We start from the raw sequence: 23711 nt of genomic DNA, 5'->3' as shown, positions 1-23711 counted from the left end.
AGTGTCTGTTTCTTCGAAGATATTCTAGATCAAAAATTGCTATTAACACGAATAGGTTTAATGTTATCGTTAACCGTTATTTAAAGGTTTTTTAACCATTACCCTTAAATCCTGGGTAGGTTGTCATACCCCCATCTACATATATTGTTTCACCATTTATGTAATCAGAATAGTCGCTTGCCAACCAACAAGCTACATTACCAATATCTACCGGTTCGCCAATACGCCCATACGGTATTAATTTTAGCATGGCTTCTCGTTCTTCCTTCGTATCTCTTGCGTCTTCATTAATCTTGGTTTTAATTGCCCCGGGCGCTATGGCATTGCACCGTATTTTATTCGCCGCATATCCTTGAGCAATACTTCGCATTAGCATATCCAAACCCCCTTTCGCCGCTGCGTAATTGGCATGTCCGGACCAAGGAATTACATCATGAACGGAGCTTATGTGGATCAACTTACCGGCCGCTTTGGATATATCTTTTCTAATACCCTGTTTTAGAAATAGGTTTATGGCTTCTTTGGCACATAAAAATTGCCCGGTCAAGTTTATATCCAATACCTGTTGCCAAGCCGCTAATGGCATTTTATGCAATGGGTAGTCTTTTTGGATGCCTGCATTGGGCACTACAATATCAACAGTGTTAAACTCTTTAATGGCAGTGGTAAATAACTTTTTTACTGCTGCTTCTTTGCTCACATCTGCTTGTAATACAATACACTTTGCACCTAACGAATTAATTAGTTGTGCCGTTTCTTCTGCCCCCTCTTTATTATTATGGTAAATAAGGACTACGGAAGCGCCAGCTTTGGCCATTGCAACTGCTATACCTTTGCCTATCCCAGAACTGCTACCCGTTATCAAGGCGGTTTGATTTTTTAATACGTTAACCATCTAATTTTTTGTTTAAATGTAGTAGCAATGGCTGCAAGGTATTGACGGTAATACACTTAAAATTGATGCAATGCAATGATGGTAATGGTTAACAAGAAGTTGTAACTAGACTATTTTAACTATATTTAACAAAACGAGAACGGTTCTACTGCACTAGAATCCATTACTAACTTTAATGACTAATTATGAAAAAAAACAAAACACTATTTTCTTACATGGGAATAGGAACAATGGCTGTTACCTTATTTTTTGGTTCTTGCGCGGAAGAGCAAGTAGAAGAAACACCAGAAACGTTTGTAGAAGCGGCCAAGGAAACTAGTTTAACCATTGCACCAAACCCAGATGATTATATTTACATAGAAGGAACCAATACCGATAATTTAATAGGAAAAACAACCACGGCACCTGGCCCGGATCGTGGCCGTTTCAATATAACCTTAAAGTATATTGTACCACCTACTGAACGTCAAATAGACGTTTTTGAAGCAGCAGCGGCAAGATGGGAACGTATTATTATTAAAGACGTACCTTCTTTTACAGGTACATTACCATCTGCTTTTAATGGCTTGCCACCAGTATTGGATAACGAAACCGTTGATGATATCATCATTGAAGTGGCGTTGGCACCAATTGATGGCCCTGGAGGTATTTTAGGACAAGCAGGTCCTAGATTTGTGCGTACTAGCGACTTTTTAACGCTATCTGGTGTTATGTTTTTTGATGTGGATGATTTGGGCTTCTTAGACCAAATAGATTTGTTCGAAGAAGTAATTGTTCATGAGATGGGACACGTATTGGGCGTAGGTACTTTATGGAATGCTGGGGATAGAGAATTATTACAAGGTACTTTAGAAGAACCTTACTTTGCAGGACGTAAAGCCAATGTATTTTGGAATGCAGAAGGTGGTTTAAATGAATTACCGATAGAAAATGTAGGTGGTCCTGGGACTGCATTTGGCCATTGGAGAGAGTCTGTATTAAATAATGAATTAATGACAGGTTTCTTAAACTTGGGCGAAAATCCTTTAAGTAGGATAACAGCAGGCTCTATGAAAGATTTGGGTTATGGAGCTGCAAGCGTTGGAGAATCTTATGATTTACCCAAAGGTACCGAAGGAGTAGACCCAAATACGCTTACGGCAGAAGGTGGTGATGCCGGACTTAATATTGCAGAAAAAGAAGTATTGCTACAACCAATTGGTTTTGTAAGCACCAAAAAGAAATAGAATTTTTATAATACGTAAAAAGCCCGCAGTTTGCGGGCTTTTTTATTTTAAGAATACCAACAACTCCTATACCTTTACAACCATTTTTCCTTTGTTTTTTCCATTCATCATGTCCAAAAACGCTTGTGGTGTATTTTTGAAGCCTTCTACAACAGTTTCGGTATACGTTAATTTCTCTTGTTGCAACCAATTTGCCAACTGTTTTGCTACTTCTGGAAATTTAGCTGCATAATTAGAAACTATAAATCCTTGCATTAGTGCGCTATTCTTTACTAAAAAGGGTTGCACTGCCACACCGGTTGGTATTTCTGTGTTGTTATATACAGAAATTGCACCGCAGATAATCATACGTGCAAAACGATTGATATTGAATAGTACCGCATCTGAAATTGGACCTCCAACGTTATCAAAATAGATATCAACGCCATTAGGAGCGGCTTCCGCTATAGCTTGTTGCATATTTTCCGTGGTCTTGTAGTTGATAGTGGCATCAAACCCAAATTTAGATTTTAGCATTGCTGTTTTTTCATCGCTTCCTGCAATACCAATTACCCTAAGTCCTAATATTTTGCCTATTTGCCCAACAACACTACCAACTGCACCAGCCGCTCCCGATACGACCAGAGTTTCACCTTCTTTTGGTTTGCCTATTTCATGTAAGCCCAAATAAGCTGTTAGTCCTGTCATTCCAATTATGCCCAAATAAGCGCTTAAGGGAGCTAAATTTGGGTCTACCTTCTGCAATCCTTCAGTAGCTACTACTTGTTCGGTTTTCCATGGAAGCATCCCTGAAACAAATTCTCCTTTTTTAAACCCTTCGTTCTTAGATTCTATTACCTCGGCAACCATACCAGATAGTAGGGGCTTGCCTACTTCAAAGGGAGGTATATAAGACTTGGCGGCACTCATTCTACCTCTTAGATAAGGATCTACAGAAATATATGCTGCTTTAACCCTAAGCTGTCCATCCTTAAGTTCAGCCGTTTCTTCTTGGGTAAATTCAAAATTGTCTAAAGTAGGTTCTCCAACCGGTCTACTTTTAAATAAAATAGTATCTATCATAATAAATCATTTCTCTTAGTTAAACTTTTATGCTTTGCCAAGCCGTTTCAAACGCTTGGTCTATTATTGTATTGTTTATTTGGTAACTGCCACGTTCATCCATTAATATTAAAAAGGCAATAGGATTAATTGTAAAGCCATAGAGCAAGTAATTGCTTAATGGTTTTATTAGATTTTCTTTTTTTCCCTTTTCCCAAAGTTCTAATAAGGGTTCTAAATGTTTTATTCCTTGATTTCTAATAGTTTTATCTATCATGGGCGTGCTGTCACACTGTGCTAAAAATAAAGCGTTTGCACGGTTGGCTAGCTTGTAATTAAATATAGCGCGCCAGATACGTTCAAAGGCTGTTTTAAGGGGTAGGTGTGCGGTTTCCGATTTAAATATATAAGAGGTAAAATCTGCTTTTACATTTAAGTAGGCTTGATTTACCAAGTCCTGTTTGTTTTCAAAATATAGATAAATGGTAGCAGGTGATACCTGTGCCATTTTGGCTATTTTACTCATTGGCGCAGCATGAAATCCATTATTGTTTACCAGGCTTATTGTAGCTTGTAGTAGTCTATCTTTCTTTTCTAAACTTTTTTGTAACCGTGCCATTCCTAATGTTTTCTAAGCAAATTTAGCCATAAAAAAGAATGAACATTCATTTTTATTTAAGGTTTAGCATTCTCTTAGGATTAGTGTAGATAAACTATTTGTTGCTATAAAGTATAAGGAACACCCCAATGAGAATTCCAAATAGGGGTACCAATTTTTTTCGTTTGTTCTTTTCCTTAAAGAGTAGACCACCTAAAACTACCGCAATTAATATCTGGCTTCTTTTGATAGCAGATAACAACATAATTAGTGCTTCGGGGTCTTGTAAGGCCTTAAAATAAAAATAGTCTGCCATTTGCAACAATACGCCAACCGCAGGTATGGTCCATCTAAACTGAAAACTTTGCTTAACGGCAATACTTTTATTTCTTTTATAAAGTACAATGGCACCAATAAAGAGCATGGTATACGTGCAGAACCAAAACTGTAGGGTAGGGGGATTAAGATTTAGACTTTGAATTAAAAATTTATCATACAATCCGCTACTTGCTCCTAAAAAAGTTGCGGCCACAATGGCGTATATCCATTTATTGCTTTTAAAAATTATTCCTTCTTTTTTACCAATCTGGGAATACAGAAAAACAGATAAAATTATTAGAAAGAACCCAATCCATTGCCAAAAATTTGGTCGTTCTTGATAAATTAAAATCGCGCCAATAAAAGTAAAGAAAGGGCCTGCAGAGCGTATTGGGGTTACAATGGTTATAGGCAAATGCTTAAGCGCTTGGTAGGCCAAAACCCAAGAAGCAGCCATTATCATTGCTTTTATAATTATGTATCCGTGTTCTTTAATAGATAATGGAGTTACATAAAGCTGTATTTGTTGCAGGTATTCTGGTTGCCAAAGAGAACCTATGAACAATGGTAAAAGCAACAAAAAGCCTGCAACCAAAGTGCCCAACAGCACGGTGTAAGTCTCATTATTGCGTACGGCATGTTTCTTACAAAGGTTGTGTAATCCTAAAAATAAGGCCGCTAATAATCCAAGATACATCCACATAATGCGCGCGAAGATAGTTTATTGCATAAAAAAGACCGCTAATTTTAGGTTAGCGGTCTTTTAATTATCGTTTTAATAATTTATTCTTCTTCATCTACAGTTGCCAGCACATCGGCCATTTCTAAGTCCTCGTCCATTTCTAATTTTTCTGGTACGGAATTTTTAGCTGCGTTAAATTTTTCAAGTCGTTCTATTTCGTCCTCATCGCCAGAAAAATAAGGAAAAACATCTATGATAGGAGATTCGGAAACGGCCGGTATGGTATACTCACCCATAGTTCCTTTCATTACCTCAATTGTATTATCATAGGCCTCCTTAACATCGTTGGCCTGAACCAATAAATACATGTTGGTTTTCCGCTCTTTGCCGCTCTCCTCATCATATGCAATTAGGGCAACCTTAGATTTAAACCATCTGTCCGTATTTTCAAATGGATGTATTTCTGCATAATTGGCCACTTTAATGTTGGTGATCTTAATTTCTTCACTATCCATTAAATACGCTTGCATTTCTTCGGTAATTCTACTTTCTGCCTCCGTATAAGATATTGCATCTACCAAAAAGGGTTCGGTTTTTACCTTTTGCATTCCAGTTGCCTCATCTAGTTTTCTATACTTTACCTTACACTCGTACCAAGTTGCACTCATAATTCATAATTTTTGGGGTGCCAAATATAGGTTTTAGGGTACGCCAATTTGGTATAAAAAAGCAATAGATATTCACAATTTCTAGCTTTAAGTACTAGTCGCCAGATAATGAATGGATTAGTTATTTCTACAATTTTATGTGCACAACCAACCAAGTGTTTATTATTTTAAAGAATTATTGTCTTTTATAGTGCTATAATCATTTATTAGTACGACATTCGCGGCCAATTTAATATTAAGTACAATAACATGAGTAAAGGAACAGTAAAATTCTTCAACGACACCAAAGGATTTGGATTTATAGTTGAAGAGGGTGTTAACAAAGAACACTTTGTACATGTTTCTGGATTAATTGACGAAGTTCGCGAAGGTGACCAAGTTGAGTTTGATTTAGAGCAAGGTAGAAAAGGATTAAATGCAGTGAACGTAAAGGTCATCTAACCCTATAGAACCAAAAACAAAAAGCCTATCTGGAAACAGATGGGCTTTTTTTATGATAATACAAGGAAATTAGTATAGAAAGCCTTACCTTATCGGCTAACACAGAATATGGCAAAATCACAACAAACCTTTAATAAAAGGGAAAAAGAAAAAAAGAAGCTTAAAAAACGAGAAGAAAAGCTAAAAAAGAAAGAAGCAAGGCGTGCCGAATCTAAGGATAGCGACGGTGGTATACCTTTTGCTTACGTGGATAAATTTGGTAACCTTACCGATACACCACCAGAACCAACAGAAGAGGAAGAAATTGATGCCTCTGAAATAGTTTTGGGAATTCCACAGAAAGAAGAAACCGAAGAGGATAAATTTGACCCTATCCGTAAAGGAAAAGTGTCTTTCTTTGACCACTCTAAAGGTTTTGGATTTATAATTGATTCTGAAAATAACGAAAAGTATTTTTGTCACGTAAGTGGTTTAAATGACGAAATCACAGAAAATGACAAGGTTACCTTTGAGCTTGAAAAAGGCCAACGTGGAATGAACGCTGTTCGTGTAAATCTAGATAAATCTTAAGTTTTATCACAACTAAATAGTTAAAGCTACACTTAAAATAACTTACGTTTAAATTGTGTGGACAAGTAATTTACTTCTGATAAAATCTATTTGGATTCTACATTAGGTAAGTTATAACTACGGTATGCACCGTAAATTCCAAAAACGGATAAAACAAGTATTACACCTTTGGTAGAAATTAAGGCTACCAATGCACTAATACCCCCGGTTAATAATAGTATGGCGCCAATCAATGTATTGCTTACGGAGACGTAATCTGTACGTTGGTTGCCTTCTGCCATATCCACTATATATGTTTTTCTTCCTAGCCTTACTCCGCTATGGGCAATACCTAAAAGAAAGAAAGCGATTGGATACAGCCAAAAGCTACTTTTAATAGTGGGCAAAAAGGCGATGATAAAGAACATGGCAATACCTAAAATGGCAGCGAAAGATGCTGCTATGGCCATAACTTTTTTACTAGACGTATCTGCCATTCTACCCCATATAGGTGCGCTAATAATAGAAGCAAGACCATTTGCCAAAATAAATAACCCTAACAAGTAACTTTCTTTACCTAAATTGTCTTGTGCCAATAATACATAATAAGGTGCGGTAAGTGCCGAACACAATAAAAGGGATCGAGCGATAACAAAGTTTCTAAAATGCTTGTCGGTTTTTATTATGTTCATTCTTTGCCATGCTTCCTTCCAAGCGTTTTTACCGCCATCCGTAGCACCTTTTTCTTCTGTTATAAAAGCATAGACCAGTGCTGCAAATAGCCATAAACTAGCGGCAAAAAATAACAAAACAGCATAAAACGTAACGTTTGCATCGCTTTTAGACCTGTAAATAATGTATAAACCTGCTAACAAAACCAATACTCCTGATACGGAAACGGTATAGCCCTTTAATTTACCGCGCTTTTTTTTCGGAATGGTCTTTCCCAATACATCTTTAGATGCTATGGAGCATAAGCCACGCGATAAACTAAAAAGAACCAACAATAGAATTATAGTGTATCCTGCGGTAACACCTTCTGTGTATAAGGTGACAAAACCTATGGCGGCAATACTCAGGCATTGTAATACGCTTCCTATTACATAGATCCATTTACGCCGTTCTTGCGTACGAACGTAACTGGCAATTACAATCTGGGGCAACATGGAGCCAGATTCCCGTATAGGTACAATAAAACTAATTAGGTATACTGGAGCGTTAACATAACTCATTACCCATGTTAATACAGTTTTAGGATTGCTAAGGGTGTCACCTAATTTGGTAAGGGTATTGCTCAAAAGAATCAGAAAATAGTTGTTGGGTGTTTCTTTGCAGGCATCTTCACTAATAGCACTACAGGCACGTGCATCTTCCTCGTTGTTGAGATAGTCGTATAAACGTTCGGTAAAAGAATTGGTTTTCATTCTTAAAAGATACAATTTACCGCAGGTTTTTTGCGTTTTGTTCAATTAACAAAGCTTTCTGGTAATTCAGTTGTATTAATATCTTGGTTTGTAGTATTTTTAATAACCTAAGCACTATCGGTTTATGAACGAGAATCTTATAAGTCAGCAAGAAAAAGACCAAATCATTGAACGCCAATTGCGCTTTCAAGAACTACTTATCAGTATTTCTACTACTTATATTAATTCTGACCTATCGGATATTGACCAACTAATCAATAAATCGTTAAAACAAATAGGAGAGTTTGTAGCATCTGATAGGAGCTATATTTTTTCTTATGACTTTGAAACCAATACAACCACCAATACCTATGAGTGGTGTGCAGATGGCATAACACCAGAGATAGATAATCTAAAAAATGTTCCGGTAGATTTTATACCGCAATGGCTAGCAGCCCACCGTAAAGGAGAGGCTTTTTGGGTAGAAGATGTTAGCAAACTGCCAGACGACGGAGAAATGGGGCTAAGGGCTATTTTAGAACCACAAGGAATACAGAGCCTTATAACCATACCTAAAATTAAAAACAATGAACTTATTGGGTTTATTGGTTTTGATTCGGTTAGAAGAATCAACAAATACAACGATAACGAAAAAGATATTCTTTTTGTTTATGCCAACATGTTGGTCAATTTAATACAGCGTAAAGAACAAGAAGAGAAAATTAAGGAACAAGAGGCTAAAAAAGAAGAGTTATTACAATCGCTCTCAGAACAAAACCAAGCCTTGAACGAATATGCCCATGTGGTTTCGCATGATTTGAAGGCACCCTTAATAAATATGCATACCTTACTTTCTTGGTATATGCAAGATAAGAGGGAGAGCTTGGATAGAGCAGACAAGCAAACCCTTAAACAAGTACTTTTTAATGTAGAGAAAATGGATTTGCTCATTAAAGGTATTTTAGACTACTCTACAGTAGACCGTATTTCTGAAGAAGACACTTGGGTTAGTACGGATTTAATTATAAATGAAGTACTACAGACCCTTTTGGTTCCAGAACACATTACGTTGCAAGTTCAAGAACCTTTACCTAAACTTTATGGAAATACATGGCGTATTAGACAAGTGTTCCAAAACTTAATTCAGAATGCCATAAAATATTCCGACAAAGAAAAGGGTAAAATTGCTATCGGATATTTTGATAGGCCAGAGGCTTATGAGTTCTATGTTAAAGACAATGGCAAAGGAATAAACCAAGCCTATTTTGACCGCATATTTAAAATTTTCACCAAACTAGATAATACCGCAAGCTCCTCTGGTATTGGCTTATCTATAGTTAAAAAGATAGTTACACATTACAAAGGCGAGGTTTGGTTAGAGAGCACAGAAGGGTTGGGGTCTACCTTTCACTTTAGTTTACCAAAAGCCGTTGTAGCTAAGTCTAAAGAATAATATAATATTGGTATTTAAGTTTTTACAACCGTCATTTGAAGCTTTTAATTAAGTAAAATACAGTCTCTAACTATTTACATTTCGCGCCTTAAATTCTACAATTCAGTAAATTGTATTGCTGGTAATGTATAAGAAGATGCACTTTTGTGATGTACTAACAAATCAGAATCATCATGAAAAAAACAATCATCGTATTAGTTCTTTTGGTATTTGCCCAAGGACAATCCCAAACAGAAACAACACTAACATCTGCACAATGGCAAGAAGATTTAACCTTTCTTCAAGACCAAGTACATGCCAACTTTCCATTTCTATTTAAAAAAGTAACAAAAGAAAATTGGGACAAGGCCGTTGCGCAATTGTATAAAGAAATACCCAACTTGGAGCCACATGAAATTAAAGTAGGGTTCTCTAGAACTGTATCTCTTTTTCAATACGGCCATACCCAGGTGCCTTTTAGTACCCTTGGTAAAGAAGGAGTGTTACCGCTTAACCTATACCATTTTAAAGATGGGGTTTTTGTAGAAGGTACTACTAAGGAACATAAAAAAATACTAGGAGCTAAGGTGATTAAAGTTGGAGAAACACCAATTACAGAAGCTTTAGAACGGATACGACCTGTTGTGCCTGTAGAGAACAACAGTTATTTCAAGGCATACGGGCTACGCTTTTTAACGGTACCTGCTGTATTACATGCCCAAGGGGTGGTACCCAACTATACAGACGCTACGGAAATGACTTTCGAAAAAGAAGGCAAACGCTTTACCTATACTTTACCACACATAGCGTACAAAGACCGCTCTACAGATTATTTACTTACCATACCAAACCAAAATTGGGTAAGCGCAAGAAATCAGTCCGAAACGCCACTCTATTTAAAACAGTTGAACGACACTTATTTTAACTTTGAGTATTTGGAAGAATCCAAAACACTTTACGTTCGCCAGAGTTCTGTTTTTAATCATGAAACAGAAACTATCAAGGATTTTTATGAGCGATTATTCGCTTTTGCAGATACACATGAGGTAACTAAATTTATTTACGATGTTCGTTTAAACGGCGGTGGTAATAACTATAATAACAAAGGGTTAATACAGGCCATATTGGCTAGGCCTAAATTGAACCAAAAGGGTAAGTTCTTTTTCATTACCGGTAGGCAAACGTTTTCGGCTTGTCAAAATTTAACCAATGAGATAGAAAACTATACCAATGCTATTATGATTGGCGAGCCAACGGCAGAAAACAAGAATTTTTATGGAGACAATAAGAAAATAGAATTACCCAATTCCAAAGTTAGAGCCTATCTGTCTTTTGCTTGGTGGCAAGATATGCCGCAATGGGAAAACGCAGATGCAACGGTGCCAGTTATCGCTATTGAGCCAACGTTTAAGGAATACCAACAAAATCAAGATCCTGTGGTGGATTTTATAATACAAAACAATTTGGAAGGTTTTATTGCCGACCCCATGGCACATTTAACAGATTTATTCGTTGCAGGGAAAATAGAAGAGCTGCGTGCAGAATCTGCCAGAATTTTAAGGGACCCAATCTATGCCCATATTCCTTTTGACCAACACTTTATGCAAGCCGCGGAGAACATGACGTTTCAAGGCCAACATGAAGGTGTTTTATTGATATACCAATTGTTATCAGAATCGTATCCCAATAAGCCAGAAGTATGGCAAAAGTTAGGGGAGTCCTATGATAAATTGGGTTATGAGGCACCTGCAAAGGAGGCTTTTAAAAAAGCGGCAGACCTACAAAAAGGGTAGGCCTGCGCATAATTTGTAAACAATTAAGGTGGCTCAGGGCCGCTTTAATTGTTTATATAGTTATATAATTCTTGAATCTTTTCTGGGGTGTTGAATGTACCTCCATAAAAGGATGTTACCGTAGCAGAAGTATCATCTTTTATACCTCTAGATGAAACACATAAATGTTTGGCATCTATTATAACGGCAACGTCTTCTGTATCTAATATTTTTTGAAGTTCTAGTGCAATCTGGTTGGTAAGTCTTTCCTGTACTTGTGGTCTTTTGGCAAAGTACTGCACAATTCTATTCAGCTTAGATAAACCAATTACCTTACCAGAAGATATGTATGCCACGTGGGCCTTACCTATAATAGGTACAAAATGGTGTTCGCAATTAGAGTAGAAGGTAATGTCTTTTTCTACCAGCATTTGGTTGTACTGGTATTTGTTCTCAAACAAGGCCACTTTAGGTTTGTTGGCAGGGTCCAAACCAGAGTAAATTTCATCTATATACATTTTGGCTACGCGCATAGGGGTTCCTTGTAGGGAATCGTCCGTGAGGTCCAATCCCATAACGTCCATTATTTCTGCAAACAATTCCGCAATACGGTTTTTCTTTTCTTGATTGCTAAGTTCAAAGGCATTCGCTTTCAAAGGCGTTTCCACACCAGTATAAAGATGGTCGTCTCCTATTTCCTCATGTGTATGTCCGTTTAAATACCCGTTGGTTCCCGTTAATGCTTCTAATACTAAATCTTTTTCTTTCATAGCTTTTAATTCCAGTGGAACGGCTTATTGGTTCCCAGTTCAATTAAATTTCTTTTTATAAAAGTACGGATATTGTTTAATATTATTTGTTAATTATTAAACAAAAGTATAAAACCTGATATAATCCATTAGTAAATCACAGGAATAGAACATCTAATACTTAAGCCAATTCATTTGCAGAACCAAATGATTGTTCTTTAAAAAAAGCCAACTTTGTGTGGAGTAGGGACTACCTTAAGCGCAGTGCAAACGGCTAAGCGGAAAGCTTAATTCAAATGTTGAGCCCTTTCCTTTACCAGCAGAACTAGCGGTTAAAGTCCCCTCGTGCGATTCCACAACTTTTTTGGTCATAAACAAGCCTAAACCGGTACCCTTTGTGCTGGAATTAAAGCGTTCAAAGGGCGTAAATAACTTGTTGAGCGCATTTTTATCCATTCCAGAACCATTATCCGTTATTGTAATCTTTATTTCATCAACAGTAGTATGGGATTCAATGGTAATAGACGGATTTTTTTGATCACCCATATATTTTACGGCATTATCCAACAAGTTTTCGAACACTTGAAAGAATCGGTTAGCATCACCTACAAGAACCGGCATATTCTCGGCTATTAGAATTTTAACGTCTTGTTCTTGTACACGACTAACCATCATAGCTATTGCTTTTTGGGCAATTTGTCGTGTATCTACCGCTTCGTTCTTATTTTTAATATGTCCTAGTTTGGCAATTTCAGTGATATCTGCAATCAAGGTCTGTAGCGTAGTACATGCTTCATCTATAAATTCTAGATACTTTTCCGTGTCTTTGGATTTCTTATCCCCCAAATCATCTGCAATAAAACGGGTGAGCAAGGTAATGTTGCCAAGAGGGCTTTTTAAATCATGAGATAGGGCATAGGTAAACCGTTTAATTTCCTCATTTCTTTCAGAAAGTTGGTTGGCGGTTTCTATTAATTTATGTTGCTGCTGTTCCAATTCAAAGGTCCTAGCTTTAATCTCTTTTTTTAACCGCCGCTGATACGCTTTTATACGTCTGGTTCTTTGAAGATAAAAGGCATAGGCCAATCCAATTAATACCAATGTTATACTTATACGAAACCACCAGGTTTCCCAAAATGGGGGCGTAATTTTTATAAACACACTTACGGCATTCTCTACCCATATACCGTCTGCATTGCTAGACTTTATATGCAAGGTATACGTTCCTGGATTTAAGTTGGTATACGTTGCCGTGTTTCTATTCTCTACGTAATTCCACTCGTTCTCAAACCCTTCTAAATAATAGGCATATTTAACTTTTGCTGCATTTTTATAGGTAATGGCATTAAATTCAAAATCGATTACATTGTGTTTATAGGATAATTTTAAAGAATCGGTTTGGCTAATATCTTTTTCCAGCACAGCAAAATCGTCATTAGGCGTTACAAGCTGATTAAAAATTTTAAGCTTAGAAATATACAATGGCGGTTGTTTTGTACTTTTTTTTATTTCTGAAGGAAAAAACAAATTAAATCCGTCACTACCACCAAATAATAATTGGCCATTACTGGTCTTATAAACAGCACTTCTATTAAATTCATTGGCTTGCAAACCATCTGTAATAGTATACCTAAAGATTTCTTTGGTAGTGTTGTTATATTGTAACAATTCTTTGTCCGTACTTAACCAAAAGTATCCGTCAGCATCTTGTATTATGGCTCTTACGGGACTACCTTTTAGGGTATTTTCGATGTTAATTGGGGTAAATATATCATCTTTAGCATTATACGTATTTAAACCAGATTCCGTTCCCACCCAAATAGTACTGTCCCTATCTTGGTAAATTGAATTGATAAAATCATTGGTAAGTGAATTATCACCTCCTTTTTGAAATTGTTTTATAATCCAGTTACCGTCTTCTGCTTCTATAATTTTATAAAGTCCGGTATTTTGGGTACCTACCCAAATAGTACCATCCGTTGCAGTTAATACTCTAGAAATACTGTTGGCATCACCAATACCTTTGTTGCTCTTAAGAGGTATAGTACCGCTAGCGTTGGTTACCGGATTATACCAATGCAATCCACCATAAAAAGTGGGAATCCAAATACGTCCCTTTTTATCCTTGGTCATATCGAATATGTGGTTCGAATCCAAAAACGAATTTTCTTTGGTCAATACTCTAAATTTCTTCGTTTCTAAATTGAAAATACCTAATCCGTTTGCCCAAGAACCTATCAATAAATTGCCGTGGCCATCTGGTAAAATAGAAAGAACCACGTTGGTGTAAAAGTTATTGTTGTCTAGATTGTAGTGTGTATAGGTGTTTGTTTGTCTATCCCAATAATTAAGACCACCACCATCTGTTCCAATATATACATTACCAGTTTGATCTTCATAAAAGCAATTAATCTTATTATTGTTGAGTAAATCTTGTTTAAACGGATTTGCTTTTACGTGCTCAAATTTGAAGTAATTGGAGTCATAAACGCTAAGCCCATTTTTAAAAATACCTAGCCACATGGTATTGTCTTTGGTATAATACAAACTCCAAATGGAATTCCCTTGCAAGGCATAGGGTTTGGTTAAATCGTTTATATATCTACTAGTGGTACCTGTTTTAGGATGGTAAATTACAACTCCTTTATTTTCGGTGCCACACCAAATATTTCCATACCTATCCGTTGCTAAAGATAGTATGGTATGGTTGGGTGTAATTGCTACTTCTTTGGCGTTTAGATTTCTATTTGCATGCAGGTCTAAAAGCAATAATTTGCCGCTTCTGGTACCTAATACAAGCGTATTGCCATCTGGAGTTAAGAAAGACTTTTGAATGTACTCGTTTGTTTCGAATACCAAATCTCCTTTGTCTTTATTTACGGAATATACGGCTCCACTAGCTACTACGATATATTTATTACTATTTTGATGTTCGTGAATGCCGTAAATGCCTACATCTACACTTTTTTTGGGGTTGGGGAGGGTTATTTTGGTAATATTTCCAGTTTCTGTATTAAGTCTATAAAGTCCATTTCTAAAAGTTCCAATCCATAGTTGTTCTTCTTTTTGAAATAAAGCGTTTATGTATTTGGATTGTAGAAATTGCGCTGTCTCTTTAAACGTATAGGGTTTAACTACGTCCAATTTTCTATCATAGATGTTTAAGCCGAATAACGTACCTATAATTAGGTTTTGTTTGTCGTCCTCTATAAAGCATTTGATGTATCCGTCGGTAAGACCTACTTTACCGTCAATTGTGGCATCAAACAACTTAAAATTACCACCATCATATTTGTAAATACCATTGGTAGTTCCTATCCACATAAAGCCGTTACTATCTTGATAAATTTGCGTAGAGGAACCTTGGAACGCTTTGCCTCCAATAGGGTGGAAGACTATGGAATCTTTTGTAGCTTGCCCCAATGTATAAGAACTCCAACATAGGAGTAAGGCAAAAATGACTCGGGGAATTTTAATCATTATAGGCTATATGCGATTATTTGTAATACAAAACTTACAAATAAAATAAATAATTCGTTGCTGGCTGCAGTTTTGTTGGGAAAGGCATATAATTTGTGGTTTTTATAGATTTAAACGCTTTACCCACAATATTTTAGTTGCACCATTATGGTTAATAGCAATTGCAATTTAATCCGTAATCAAAAGCCAAAATGTAGGCGTTTTTAAACTACTGTTCCAAAATCGGTTTTAGGTAAAGCCATACATTATTGGCCAATATCTGGTGTCCTGCTGCTGTGGGGTGTATACCATCGGCCTGATTCAATTGGGCTACGCCACCAACATTCTCTAGTAAAAAAGGCACCAACACCAGGTCATTCTTTTCGGCCAAGTCTTTAAATAGTTGACTAAATTTTGTAGTGTAGTCTTTTCCCATATTGGGTGGTAATTGCATCCCGGTTAATATGATGGGAATATTCGCATCTTTTTTACGTACCGCATCTATTATTCCTTGCAAATTAGATTTGGTCTCAGATAGGGCGGTACCCCTTAACCCATCATTGGCACCTAATTCTAGTACAAAAACACTTATGTCTTGTGCCAATATCCAATTAATACGCCCTAGACCGCCTGCGGTAGTTTCGCCGCTTAAACCGGCGTTGACCACCTCGTACGGGTAACCTAAAGAATCTATTTTTGTTTGTATTACCCCAGGATAGGCATCTTTGGTATCGTCCAGACCATACCCGGCCGTAAGGCTATCACCAAAGAACAAGATAACTTTGTTGTTCGTGGTGGCAACCGTTTCTTCCGTAACCTCTTTGGGCTCCGCTACCTCCCTTTTTTCTCCTTTAGGGGCTTCCTTGCAAGAAAACAGCAGTAAAACGGCAAGTAAATAACAGAATTTTAAGAAGTTTGGGTTGGTTTGGAGTGGTGTATCTGTGTATGATTGTTTAGTTTTAGACATTGGCGTATAACGGGGTTAACATGAATAATTCAAAGATATTAAAGATTAATGGGCTGCAAAAAAACTACACTAGTGGCGCAAAACAACTTACGGTTTTACAAGACGTTTCTTTTGAGGTGGCCAAAGGACAAACCTTTGCCATAGTTGGCCCATCTGGTAGTGGTAAAACCACTTTGTTAGGTCTATGTGCAGGCTTGGATACGGCAGATGCCGGTACGGTTACCCTTTGCGGGCACAATTTGCAACAATTGACCCAAGACCAACGTGCGCAACTTCGCAATCAAGAAGTGGGCTTTATATTTCAGAATTTTCAGCTGTTACCTACGCTAACCGCTTTGGAAAATGTAAGCGTGCCTTTAGATTTACAAGGAGATAAAAAGGCCTCCCAAATAGCAAAAGAGTTGTTAGAAAAAGTAGGTTTGGGCAATCGGTTAGACCATTACCCATCCCAATTGTCTGGTGGGGAGCAGCAACGGGTGGCCTTGGCCAGGGCATTTAGCAACAGACCTTCTATTTTATTTGCAGACGAACCCACGGGTAATTTGGACGAAGAAACAGGTGAAACCGTTATTAAGCTTTTGTTAGAATTAAATCAGGATGCGGGTACCACATTGGTAATAATTACGCACGATATGGATTTGGCCCGTAGAACACAGCAAATTTTACGTTTAAAAGGCGGCCAAGTAGTTAGTAACCAACCAGTAGCGGCATTTTGAACAACATCCCCCTAAAACCAACCCAAAAAGCCAACACGGCATGGCTTTTTAAAATGGCGTGGCGAGATGCCAAGGCCAGTAAAGTCCGTTTACTGTTGTTTATGGCATCTATTATCTTAGGCATTGCGGCCGTTGTCTCCATTCAACTATTTAGCGGTAACCTTAAAAACAATATACAAGGGCAATCTAAAAGCCTTATGGGCGCGGATTATCTAATAGATACGGACCAAGAACCCACGGAGAGGGCCCAGCAGCTAATTGATTCGTTAGGTCCGCAAGCCATGGAAGTGAATTTTGTTTCCATGGTGGCTTTTCCAAAAAATGGCGGTACCCGTTTGGTACGCGTACGGGGTATTGCTGGCGATTTTCCTTTTTATGGCGAAATTGATTCGGAGCCTCCAACTGCAGGAAACACCTATCAACAGCAAGGCGGAGCCTTGGTAGATGCTACCTTAATGCTTCAATACAATGTGGTTCCCGGAGATTCTATTAAGATAGGGGAGGTTACCTTACCCATTGCCGGTGCTCTAAAAGCCATACCGGGTACAACGGCTATTTCTACCTCCGTTGCGCCACCGGTAATTATTCCTTATGCCTACGTAGAACAGACCCAATTGCTCCAATTTGGTAGCCGTAAAGAATACCAATACTTTTTTAAGGACGAAACGGTAGATTTGGCGCTATTGGACAAAACGTTGGACCCCATGTTGGATATGGAAAATGCCGATATTGATACCCACACCAGTACCAGTAGTCGGTTAGGACGGCGGTACGATAATGTGGGTAAATTCCTGAATTTGGTGGCTTTTATTGCATTATTATTGGGTTGCGTGGGTATTGCCAGTTCTGTGAACATCTATATTAAGGAAAAGTTACCCGCTGTGGCAGTGCTCAAATGTTTGGGAGCCAGCCGTAAACTAAGTTTTTTGATTTTTGGTATCCAAATTGCGGGTATTGGTTTATTAGGTGGCTTATTGGGTACGGCCTTGGGTGTGGGCGTTCAAAGTATGTTTCCCTATATATTGCAATCCTTATTGCCATTTAATGTAACCATAGAATTACTACCACAACCCTTGATTTTAGGCGTGTTGCTCGGTGTTTTTATGTCCGTTTTATTTGCGTTATTGCCCTTGTTGAGAACCTTATACGTATCCCCCTTAGCCGTATTGCGTATTGATGATAGCGGTACGGTACAATCTACTTTGGCCAGATGGGTTTTGGGTATCTTAATTTTTGGCTTTTTGTATGGTTTTTCGTTTTGGTTGTTACAAGACGGTGCGTATGCTTTGGCTTTTGTGGTTGGGGTAGTGGTTACCTTTGCTATTTTGGCCGGTATTGCGCTGTTTACCATGAAATTGGTAAAGTACTTTTTTCCAAAAGAAGCGAGTTACACCCTACGGCAGCCTTTGTTAAACCTGTTTAGGCCCAACAACCAAACCATGGTATTGTTGGTGGCCATTGGTTTGGGTACCTTTTTAATTAGCACGTTGTATTTGAGCAAGGATATGCTATTGGCCAAAACCAGTATAGAAAACAATGCCAAAAGTCCCAATCTGGTGGCTTTGGATATACAGACCAAGCAGTTGGATGCCGTGGTAGGGGTATTCAATAAAAATAAGATTGATATTATCAACAATATTCCCTTGGTTACCATGCGCATGCACAGTATAAAAGGGGTTGGCCTTAACGAGATACGAAAAGACACCACCAGTACCATTAGGGGGTGGATTTTAAACCATGAATTTAGAACTACGTATAGGGACAGTTTAATAGGGAGTGAAAAGTTGCAAAAAGGGGAGTGGATAGCCAATTACGAGCAAGGCACCATTCCAATATCCATATCTGATAACATTGCTAGGGATGCCCAATTAGCAGTGGGCGATGCAGTGGTATTTAACGTGCAGGGCGTTTTAATGGAAACCGTGGTGGCCAGTGTGCGACAAGTAGATTGGACCCGCCTGCAACTCAATTTTTCCATTGTTTTCCCCGCTGGGGTGCTAGAAAATGCTCCGCAATTTAATGTACTTACCGCCCATGTTCCTAACGAGGAACGTTCTGCCTATTTGCAGCGCGACTTGGTAGCATCGTTCCCCAATGTTTCATTGATAGATTTACGGCAGGTATACACCATCATAGAGGATATACTGGATAAGGTGTCTTGGGTTATTAATTTTATGGCCTTTTTTAGCATACTTACCGGAATTATAGTGCTTATTGGTTCTGTACGCACCTCTAAATACCAGCGCATACGCGAGGCCGTACTACTACGTACTTTGGGAGCAAAAAACAAGCATATTGTTACCATAGCCATACTAGAATACCTTTTTTTAGGTGTTTTAGGGTGTTTGGTAGGCTTAGTATTGGCCTTGGCGGGCAGCGCCGCTTTGGCATTTTACCTGTTTGAGGAAACGTTTGCACCCACTATTTGGCCCTTATTGGTGTTTTTGCCTGCATTGGTATTGTTGGTAGTAGCCATTGGTTTAAGTAATATACGTCCTGTTTTAAAAAGCTCGCCGTTGGAGGTGTTGCGTGGCGTAGGTTAAAAGCCAGGTTTGCGCAACCCATCTTGGTACAACTATTGTGCTATGTTTTGGCAATTACATAAAGGGTATGAAAAAAATAGTTGGCGTACAGCTCTTGCTGCTGGTTTTGGGTTGGGGTAGTGGTTGGGTATATGCACAACCCAAAGGGTTTGTAGCAGGGTATATCTTAACAAAAAACGGAGATACCTTAAACGGTTTTATTAAAGACCGTTCCCCAGAACCTTTTGTAGCCCTTTATGATAACCTACGGTTTAGGCAAAAAGAAAAATCCCGAACCAAAAAATTTAGCCCAGATGCCATTTTAGGTTACGGATTTGCCAATGAACACTATATTTCTATGCGTTTACGGGAAGAAAGCAACTTTTTTAAGTTCCGATATTATACGGATGCTGCTGCTCCCAAGGTATTTTTAAGAGTATTAAAACGCAGCCCTAAGCTTTGGTACCTAGAGCAGTTATACCTAGATGATGACAATTCTTATTTGGATTCCATACCCTTTTTCTACAAACCGGGTTCTAGGGAACTGGTACGGGTTACGCATGGCATTTTTGGGTTTAAAAAGAAACGCTTAATGGCTTACTTTTATGATTGTCCGGCAGTAGTGCAAGCCCTATCCAAAGAAAAGGTGATACTACAGGGTATTTTGGAACTGTATAACTTTTGTGTGGCCAATTGTTTTTGAGGTGAATGTAGTTTGACTAAAAACCTTACCTAAGATTTAGTAGTTTTATGCCATACAGCTATTCGAATAATAACGGATAGTTAAGGGTTAGACACAAGCAAAAAAATGAAAGAAATTAGAAAGTTTATTGATACGATAGCGCCAATGAACGATTCTGATTGGGAGTTTTTCGCTTCTAAACTGCAAAAAGTAGCGCTTGAGAAAAATACAGTAGTCTTAGAAGTTGGTAAAACGGAAAAGTACTTATCCTTTATTTCACAAGGTATAATCCGACTATATATTCCAAAAGAAACGTCTGATTTAACTTTTGGATTCGTGTTTGATAATGAGTTTGTTACCGCCTACGACTCTTTTTTAACCCAGAGCCCATCAGAATATCAGTTAGAAACGTTAACAGAAACCATCTTGTGGAAAATTTCTACTAACGATTTGCAGGAAGTTTATAAAAAAACTAAAAACGGAAATCTTATTGGAAGAAAAATGGCTGAAAAAATGTTTCTAATAAAATCGAAAAGAGAACTTTCATTTTTAAATAAAACAGCCGAAGAACGCTATTTGGACTTATTCTCAGACAGACCAAAATTAGTAAAGCAAATTCCACTAAAATATATTGCCTCCTATATTGGGGTTACGCCACAAGCCTTAAGTAGAATACGAAAACGCATTTCTTAACTTGGGTTCATTTTTTTTGATTATCCTTTTCTAATCTTTGTGCCATAGCAATTTAAAAAATTATGAAACCCTTAATTATACTCTTTGTCACGTTTATTGGCTCACTTATTGCCATTAAGTTTATAAGAAAAGAGTACGACTTTGCCTTAGCAGCAAGAATTGCCATGGCCCTAATGCTTGTGTTCACCGCTGTAGGACACTTTGTGTTTACCAAAGGCATGTCAATGATGATACCTCCCTTTATTCCTTTTAAAGAAAATATGGTCTACCTAACGGGAATCTTTGAAATTGTACTTGCCATAGGTCTTTTAATCCCAAAATTTAAAGTGATATCTGGTTGGACACTAATTGTTTTCCTCCTTTTAATGTTACCGGCAAACATATATGCTTCTTTACATAATGTGAATTACCAAAAAGGAACGTTAGACGGTAATGGTGTTTCTTATTTGTGGTTTAGAATACCTTTACAAATACTGTTTATTGTATGGACCTATTTTAGTGCGATACGAGTATGATGGCGCATTAAAAGTAGTGGTAAATTTACGACTAAATCGATTAAGCCGCACAGTAACTTCTAGAAAAATTTCTTGTAAAAAATCTTTTCTAAAAGGTAATGAAACCGACGCAGGAGGTTCATGAATACCTTTAAAAAAAATAACAAGACATGAATAAACACTTTTTATGCGACGACGGTAGGAGGGAGGAAATGTATATTGCATAGGCTAATATCAATAGATACGATATTATAAAAGTTTACTCATTAATAAGCAATAATAGGGTATATTTATAGTTATTTAAGGATATAAAATGATTCCTCAATATGAAACTTAAAAACTTAGTTTTTATAACCCTCTTTATAGTATTATTTACAGGATGCGGAAAAGATGACCCAGATACTCAAGCTCCTGTACCAATTGATAAAGAGCCAGAAGCCATTATTCCTACAATAAGCAGCCTTTCTAAAGAATACTTATTCATGGGTGACGAGTTAGTTATCAATGGAGCTAATTTTATTCAAATCGATTTCGAAACGAAAGTTTTTGTCAACAATAAATTGATTGCACCGAGTTCATTATCTTCTACGGAAATAAAACTTATGCTAGAACCCGAAGAGGAGGGACCATCAGAAATCGTCGTGGAAGTAGATGGAAAACTTAGCGAAAGTGCCTTCATTTACGTACTTAAAAAAGGTTGGAACAAACTTGTTCTCGATAGAAATCGTGAATTTAAGAAAGCAGTGGTTTTAGAAGAAGAAGATGATATATACGTTTTAGGTGACCTTATTTCCGGCAGCGGTTCGTCGAATAGACTATTTAAAATCTCACCTTCTCCTGAGAAATTCATTTCCACCCAAGTACCTAATATAATGAATGGTAGTATTAGCAACTTTGAAATCGATAGCATGACGGGAAATGCAGCTGTTTCCAACGGGTATAGCCTTCAATTATTTGAGAATAAATTCGAAACGGAAAAGAATATTTATGAGGCCGCAGCTGTACAAGATCCAGGAAGTGGTTTATATATGAGAATATTACTAGACGAGAATCAAGTATTTTATTCAAATCTTATGTATACTTATGGGTATTCCTCTGATTTTGGTACTACTTACAAAAAACAATATACAGATTGGTTATTAAATGAAGGTATGCGTGGAGCGCAATATTATGGATCAATAAGATCTATTAAAAAAGCTCCTTCTGATGGTAAAATTTACGGTATTGGAGTATATCGAAAAAGATGGAAGTATGATGAACCTGATACGAATTTAATAATGAGATCTGATGATTATCAAAATTGGGAAGTAATAGATTCTGTAACTGTTAACACAGCAAGAACCCTTTACCGAGGTAATTTTTTTGATACTGATTTAATCCTTACAATCGATTCTGAAAATAATTTGTTGCGAAGTTCAGACCTAGCGAAAACGTGGTCAACTGTAGGTTCTGGTATAAAACGTTTTTATATCAGAAGCAGAGATGAATGGTACGCAGTATCTACTGAAAATCAGGTAATTTCGACTTTAGATGCGGGACAGACATGGACTACCGAATTAGAATTTGAAGAAACTGATATTATTAGTCATATAAATTTTTCTAAAAGCAAAATAGTAGTTTCAGGTTACGGTTTTCTTTATATTAAACACGAATAGACTTAATTACAATTAGAGAAGTTAAATACATTTCATTTTTATTACTGTTTATTATATTAATCTTTGTTGGACTATCAAGTATCCAGCCTAATAGAATTTTAGCTAAACAAAAGGCGCATTAATTGTTTCTAAAGTTTTTGAAGTTTTGATTTTTGTTTAGCTCACGCATTGGTATTTTTAACAGTGAAGTTCGTGAATCTCCTGAAGTTGATTTCTTTTCTTTAAGACTAAATATATAGATGTTCTAAAAAGAAAACTTTTATTGGATTTACACAAATAAAAAATATGTAAAAATAGGTTCGCAGGGAAATTTTAGCTTTTGCGGCAAGCTGACGAACTGCCCGTAAAATTTTTAGTGACGTATATATTATTGAATATCCTGTAAAACTGTTTGACATATGTGGCGAATAAAATTATCTAGCAGATGATTTTATTTGACGGTGAGATAAAGTGTTGGAGTTATTAGCAGAATTTCTTTTTACATAATATCGTTGCCGAAATAAGCCTAAAGGTTATCATAGCTACAATTGTCCTATAATGTAGCATATATAACGACCATTTCTGTAATACTGCTATGACATAATTGTTGACGATATAGAACACTGGCGTGTCGCTATATCTACAATTATATCAAATACGGTGGTATTAGCGCAGTTTTACCTAATTGTATATTTGTCCTATAATTTATAGTATGTAAACCCTTACAGCATGTTTTGTCTTACAAATATAACGCTAATTTACGCATTTTA

20 protein-coding genes are annotated in these 23711 nt (G+C 37.1%); 11 read left to right on the top strand and 9 right to left on the bottom strand.

What is annotated here, in order from left to right; all coding sequences use genetic code 11:
- Positions 1-91: 91 nt before the first annotated feature.
- Positions 92-895, bottom strand: coding sequence for an SDR family oxidoreductase (locus BUL40_RS05040; RefSeq protein ID WP_080318333.1), 804 nt, complete (start codon positions 893-895; stop codon positions 92-94).
- A 185-nt stretch (positions 896-1080) separates the two neighbouring features.
- Between BUL40_RS05040 and BUL40_RS05035 the strand changes: the two genes are divergently transcribed.
- On the top strand, positions 1081-2121 hold the full coding sequence (locus tag BUL40_RS05035) for a leishmanolysin-related zinc metalloendopeptidase (RefSeq protein WP_080318332.1): 1041 nt from the start codon (positions 1081-1083) through the stop codon (positions 2119-2121).
- 66 nt (positions 2122-2187) lie between these two features.
- On the opposite strand, the gene BUL40_RS05030 is transcribed toward BUL40_RS05035, so the two are convergent.
- The 4 genes from BUL40_RS05030 to BUL40_RS05015 form a co-directional block, all read right to left on the bottom strand.
- A complete protein-coding gene (locus tag BUL40_RS05030; RefSeq protein WP_080318331.1) occupies positions 2188-3183 on the bottom strand; it encodes an NADP-dependent oxidoreductase in 996 nt (331 codons plus the stop codon).
- A gap of 19 nt (positions 3184-3202) precedes the next feature.
- On the bottom strand, positions 3203-3781 hold the full coding sequence (locus tag BUL40_RS05025; protein ID WP_080318330.1) for a TetR/AcrR family transcriptional regulator: 579 nt from the start codon (positions 3779-3781) through the stop codon (positions 3203-3205).
- 94 nt (positions 3782-3875) lie between these two features.
- Positions 3876-4781: a DMT family transporter gene (locus BUL40_RS05020; protein ID WP_080318329.1), complete on the bottom strand. Its 906-nt coding sequence runs from the start codon at positions 4779-4781 to the stop codon at positions 3876-3878.
- Positions 4782-4861: 80 nt separating this feature from the next.
- Complete coding sequence (locus BUL40_RS05015; protein WP_010516781.1) at positions 4862-5428, bottom strand: DUF4494 domain-containing protein; 567 nt, start codon at positions 5426-5428, stop codon at positions 4862-4864.
- A 249-nt stretch (positions 5429-5677) separates the two neighbouring features.
- Here BUL40_RS05015 and BUL40_RS05010 point away from each other — a divergent pair, with 249 nt between their 5' ends.
- Complete coding sequence (locus BUL40_RS05010; protein WP_010516783.1) at positions 5678-5869, top strand: cold-shock protein; 192 nt, start codon at positions 5678-5680, stop codon at positions 5867-5869.
- Between the two features lie 108 nt (positions 5870-5977).
- Positions 5978-6439, top strand: coding sequence for a cold-shock protein (locus BUL40_RS05005; protein ID WP_080318328.1), 462 nt, complete (start codon positions 5978-5980; stop codon positions 6437-6439).
- An 86-nt stretch (positions 6440-6525) separates the two neighbouring features.
- On the opposite strand, the gene BUL40_RS05000 is transcribed toward BUL40_RS05005, so the two are convergent.
- Positions 6526-7842: an MFS transporter gene (locus BUL40_RS05000; protein ID WP_176465449.1), complete on the bottom strand. Its 1317-nt coding sequence runs from the start codon at positions 7840-7842 to the stop codon at positions 6526-6528.
- A 124-nt stretch (positions 7843-7966) separates the two neighbouring features.
- On the opposite strand from BUL40_RS05000, the gene BUL40_RS04995 reads away from it, so the two are divergent.
- Together BUL40_RS04995 and BUL40_RS04990 are read left to right on the top strand one after the other, a co-directional pair.
- Positions 7967-9274: a sensor histidine kinase gene (locus BUL40_RS04995; protein ID WP_080318326.1), complete on the top strand. Its 1308-nt coding sequence runs from the start codon at positions 7967-7969 to the stop codon at positions 9272-9274.
- Positions 9275-9447: 173 nt separating this feature from the next.
- The gene (locus BUL40_RS04990) at positions 9448-11046 is read left to right on the top strand and encodes a hypothetical protein (protein WP_080318325.1); all 1599 of its coding nucleotides are present in this window, start codon (positions 9448-9450) and stop codon (positions 11044-11046) included.
- Between the two features lie 44 nt (positions 11047-11090).
- Here BUL40_RS04990 and folE read toward each other — a convergent pair whose 3' ends face one another.
- From folE to BUL40_RS04975, 3 genes are all read right to left on the bottom strand, one after another.
- Positions 11091-11795 carry a GTP cyclohydrolase I FolE gene (gene folE, locus BUL40_RS04985; protein WP_080318324.1) on the bottom strand — a complete coding sequence of 235 codons (705 nt, stop codon included), beginning with the start codon at positions 11793-11795 and terminating at the stop codon, positions 11091-11093.
- Positions 11796-12029: 234 nt separating this feature from the next.
- Positions 12030-15254 (bottom strand): ligand-binding sensor domain-containing protein, encoded by a 3225-nt coding sequence (locus tag BUL40_RS04980; protein WP_080318323.1) that lies wholly within the window; start codon positions 15252-15254, stop codon positions 12030-12032.
- Between the two features lie 208 nt (positions 15255-15462).
- Positions 15463-16200, bottom strand: coding sequence for an arylesterase (locus tag BUL40_RS04975; RefSeq protein WP_080318322.1), 738 nt, complete (start codon positions 16198-16200; stop codon positions 15463-15465).
- Between the two features lie 20 nt (positions 16201-16220).
- On the opposite strand from BUL40_RS04975, the gene BUL40_RS04970 reads away from it, so the two are divergent.
- The 6 genes from BUL40_RS04970 to BUL40_RS04945 all read left to right on the top strand — a co-directional run bounded on the left by BUL40_RS04970 (position 16221) and on the right by BUL40_RS04945 (position 22962).
- Positions 16221-16916 carry an ABC transporter ATP-binding protein gene (locus BUL40_RS04970; RefSeq protein WP_080318321.1) on the top strand — a complete coding sequence of 232 codons (696 nt, stop codon included), beginning with the start codon at positions 16221-16223 and terminating at the stop codon, positions 16914-16916.
- Between the two features lie 53 nt (positions 16917-16969).
- On the top strand, positions 16970-19459 hold the full coding sequence (locus tag BUL40_RS04965) for an ABC transporter permease (RefSeq protein ID WP_080318622.1): 2490 nt from the start codon (positions 16970-16972) through the stop codon (positions 19457-19459).
- Positions 19460-19526: 67 nt separating this feature from the next.
- Positions 19527-20141, top strand: coding sequence for a hypothetical protein (locus BUL40_RS04960; protein ID WP_080318320.1), 615 nt, complete (start codon positions 19527-19529; stop codon positions 20139-20141).
- A gap of 105 nt (positions 20142-20246) precedes the next feature.
- Positions 20247-20813 (top strand): Crp/Fnr family transcriptional regulator, encoded by a 567-nt coding sequence (locus BUL40_RS04955; RefSeq protein WP_080318319.1) that lies wholly within the window; start codon positions 20247-20249, stop codon positions 20811-20813.
- A gap of 62 nt (positions 20814-20875) precedes the next feature.
- On the top strand, positions 20876-21328 hold the full coding sequence (locus BUL40_RS04950; RefSeq protein ID WP_080318318.1) for a DoxX family protein: 453 nt from the start codon (positions 20876-20878) through the stop codon (positions 21326-21328).
- Positions 21329-21633: 305 nt separating this feature from the next.
- Positions 21634-22962, top strand: a complete 1329-nt coding sequence (locus BUL40_RS04945) for an IPT/TIG domain-containing protein (protein ID WP_080318317.1) — start codon at positions 21634-21636, stop codon at positions 22960-22962.
- Positions 22963-23711: the final 749 nt, after the last annotated feature.

It is taken from the genome of Croceivirga radicis (assembly GCF_002072105.2).
GTDB lineage: Bacteria > Bacteroidota > Bacteroidia > Flavobacteriales > Flavobacteriaceae > Croceivirga > Croceivirga radicis.
Note: the sequence above shows the minus strand (reverse complement) of the source record. Positions and strands in the feature narration are given on the sequence as shown.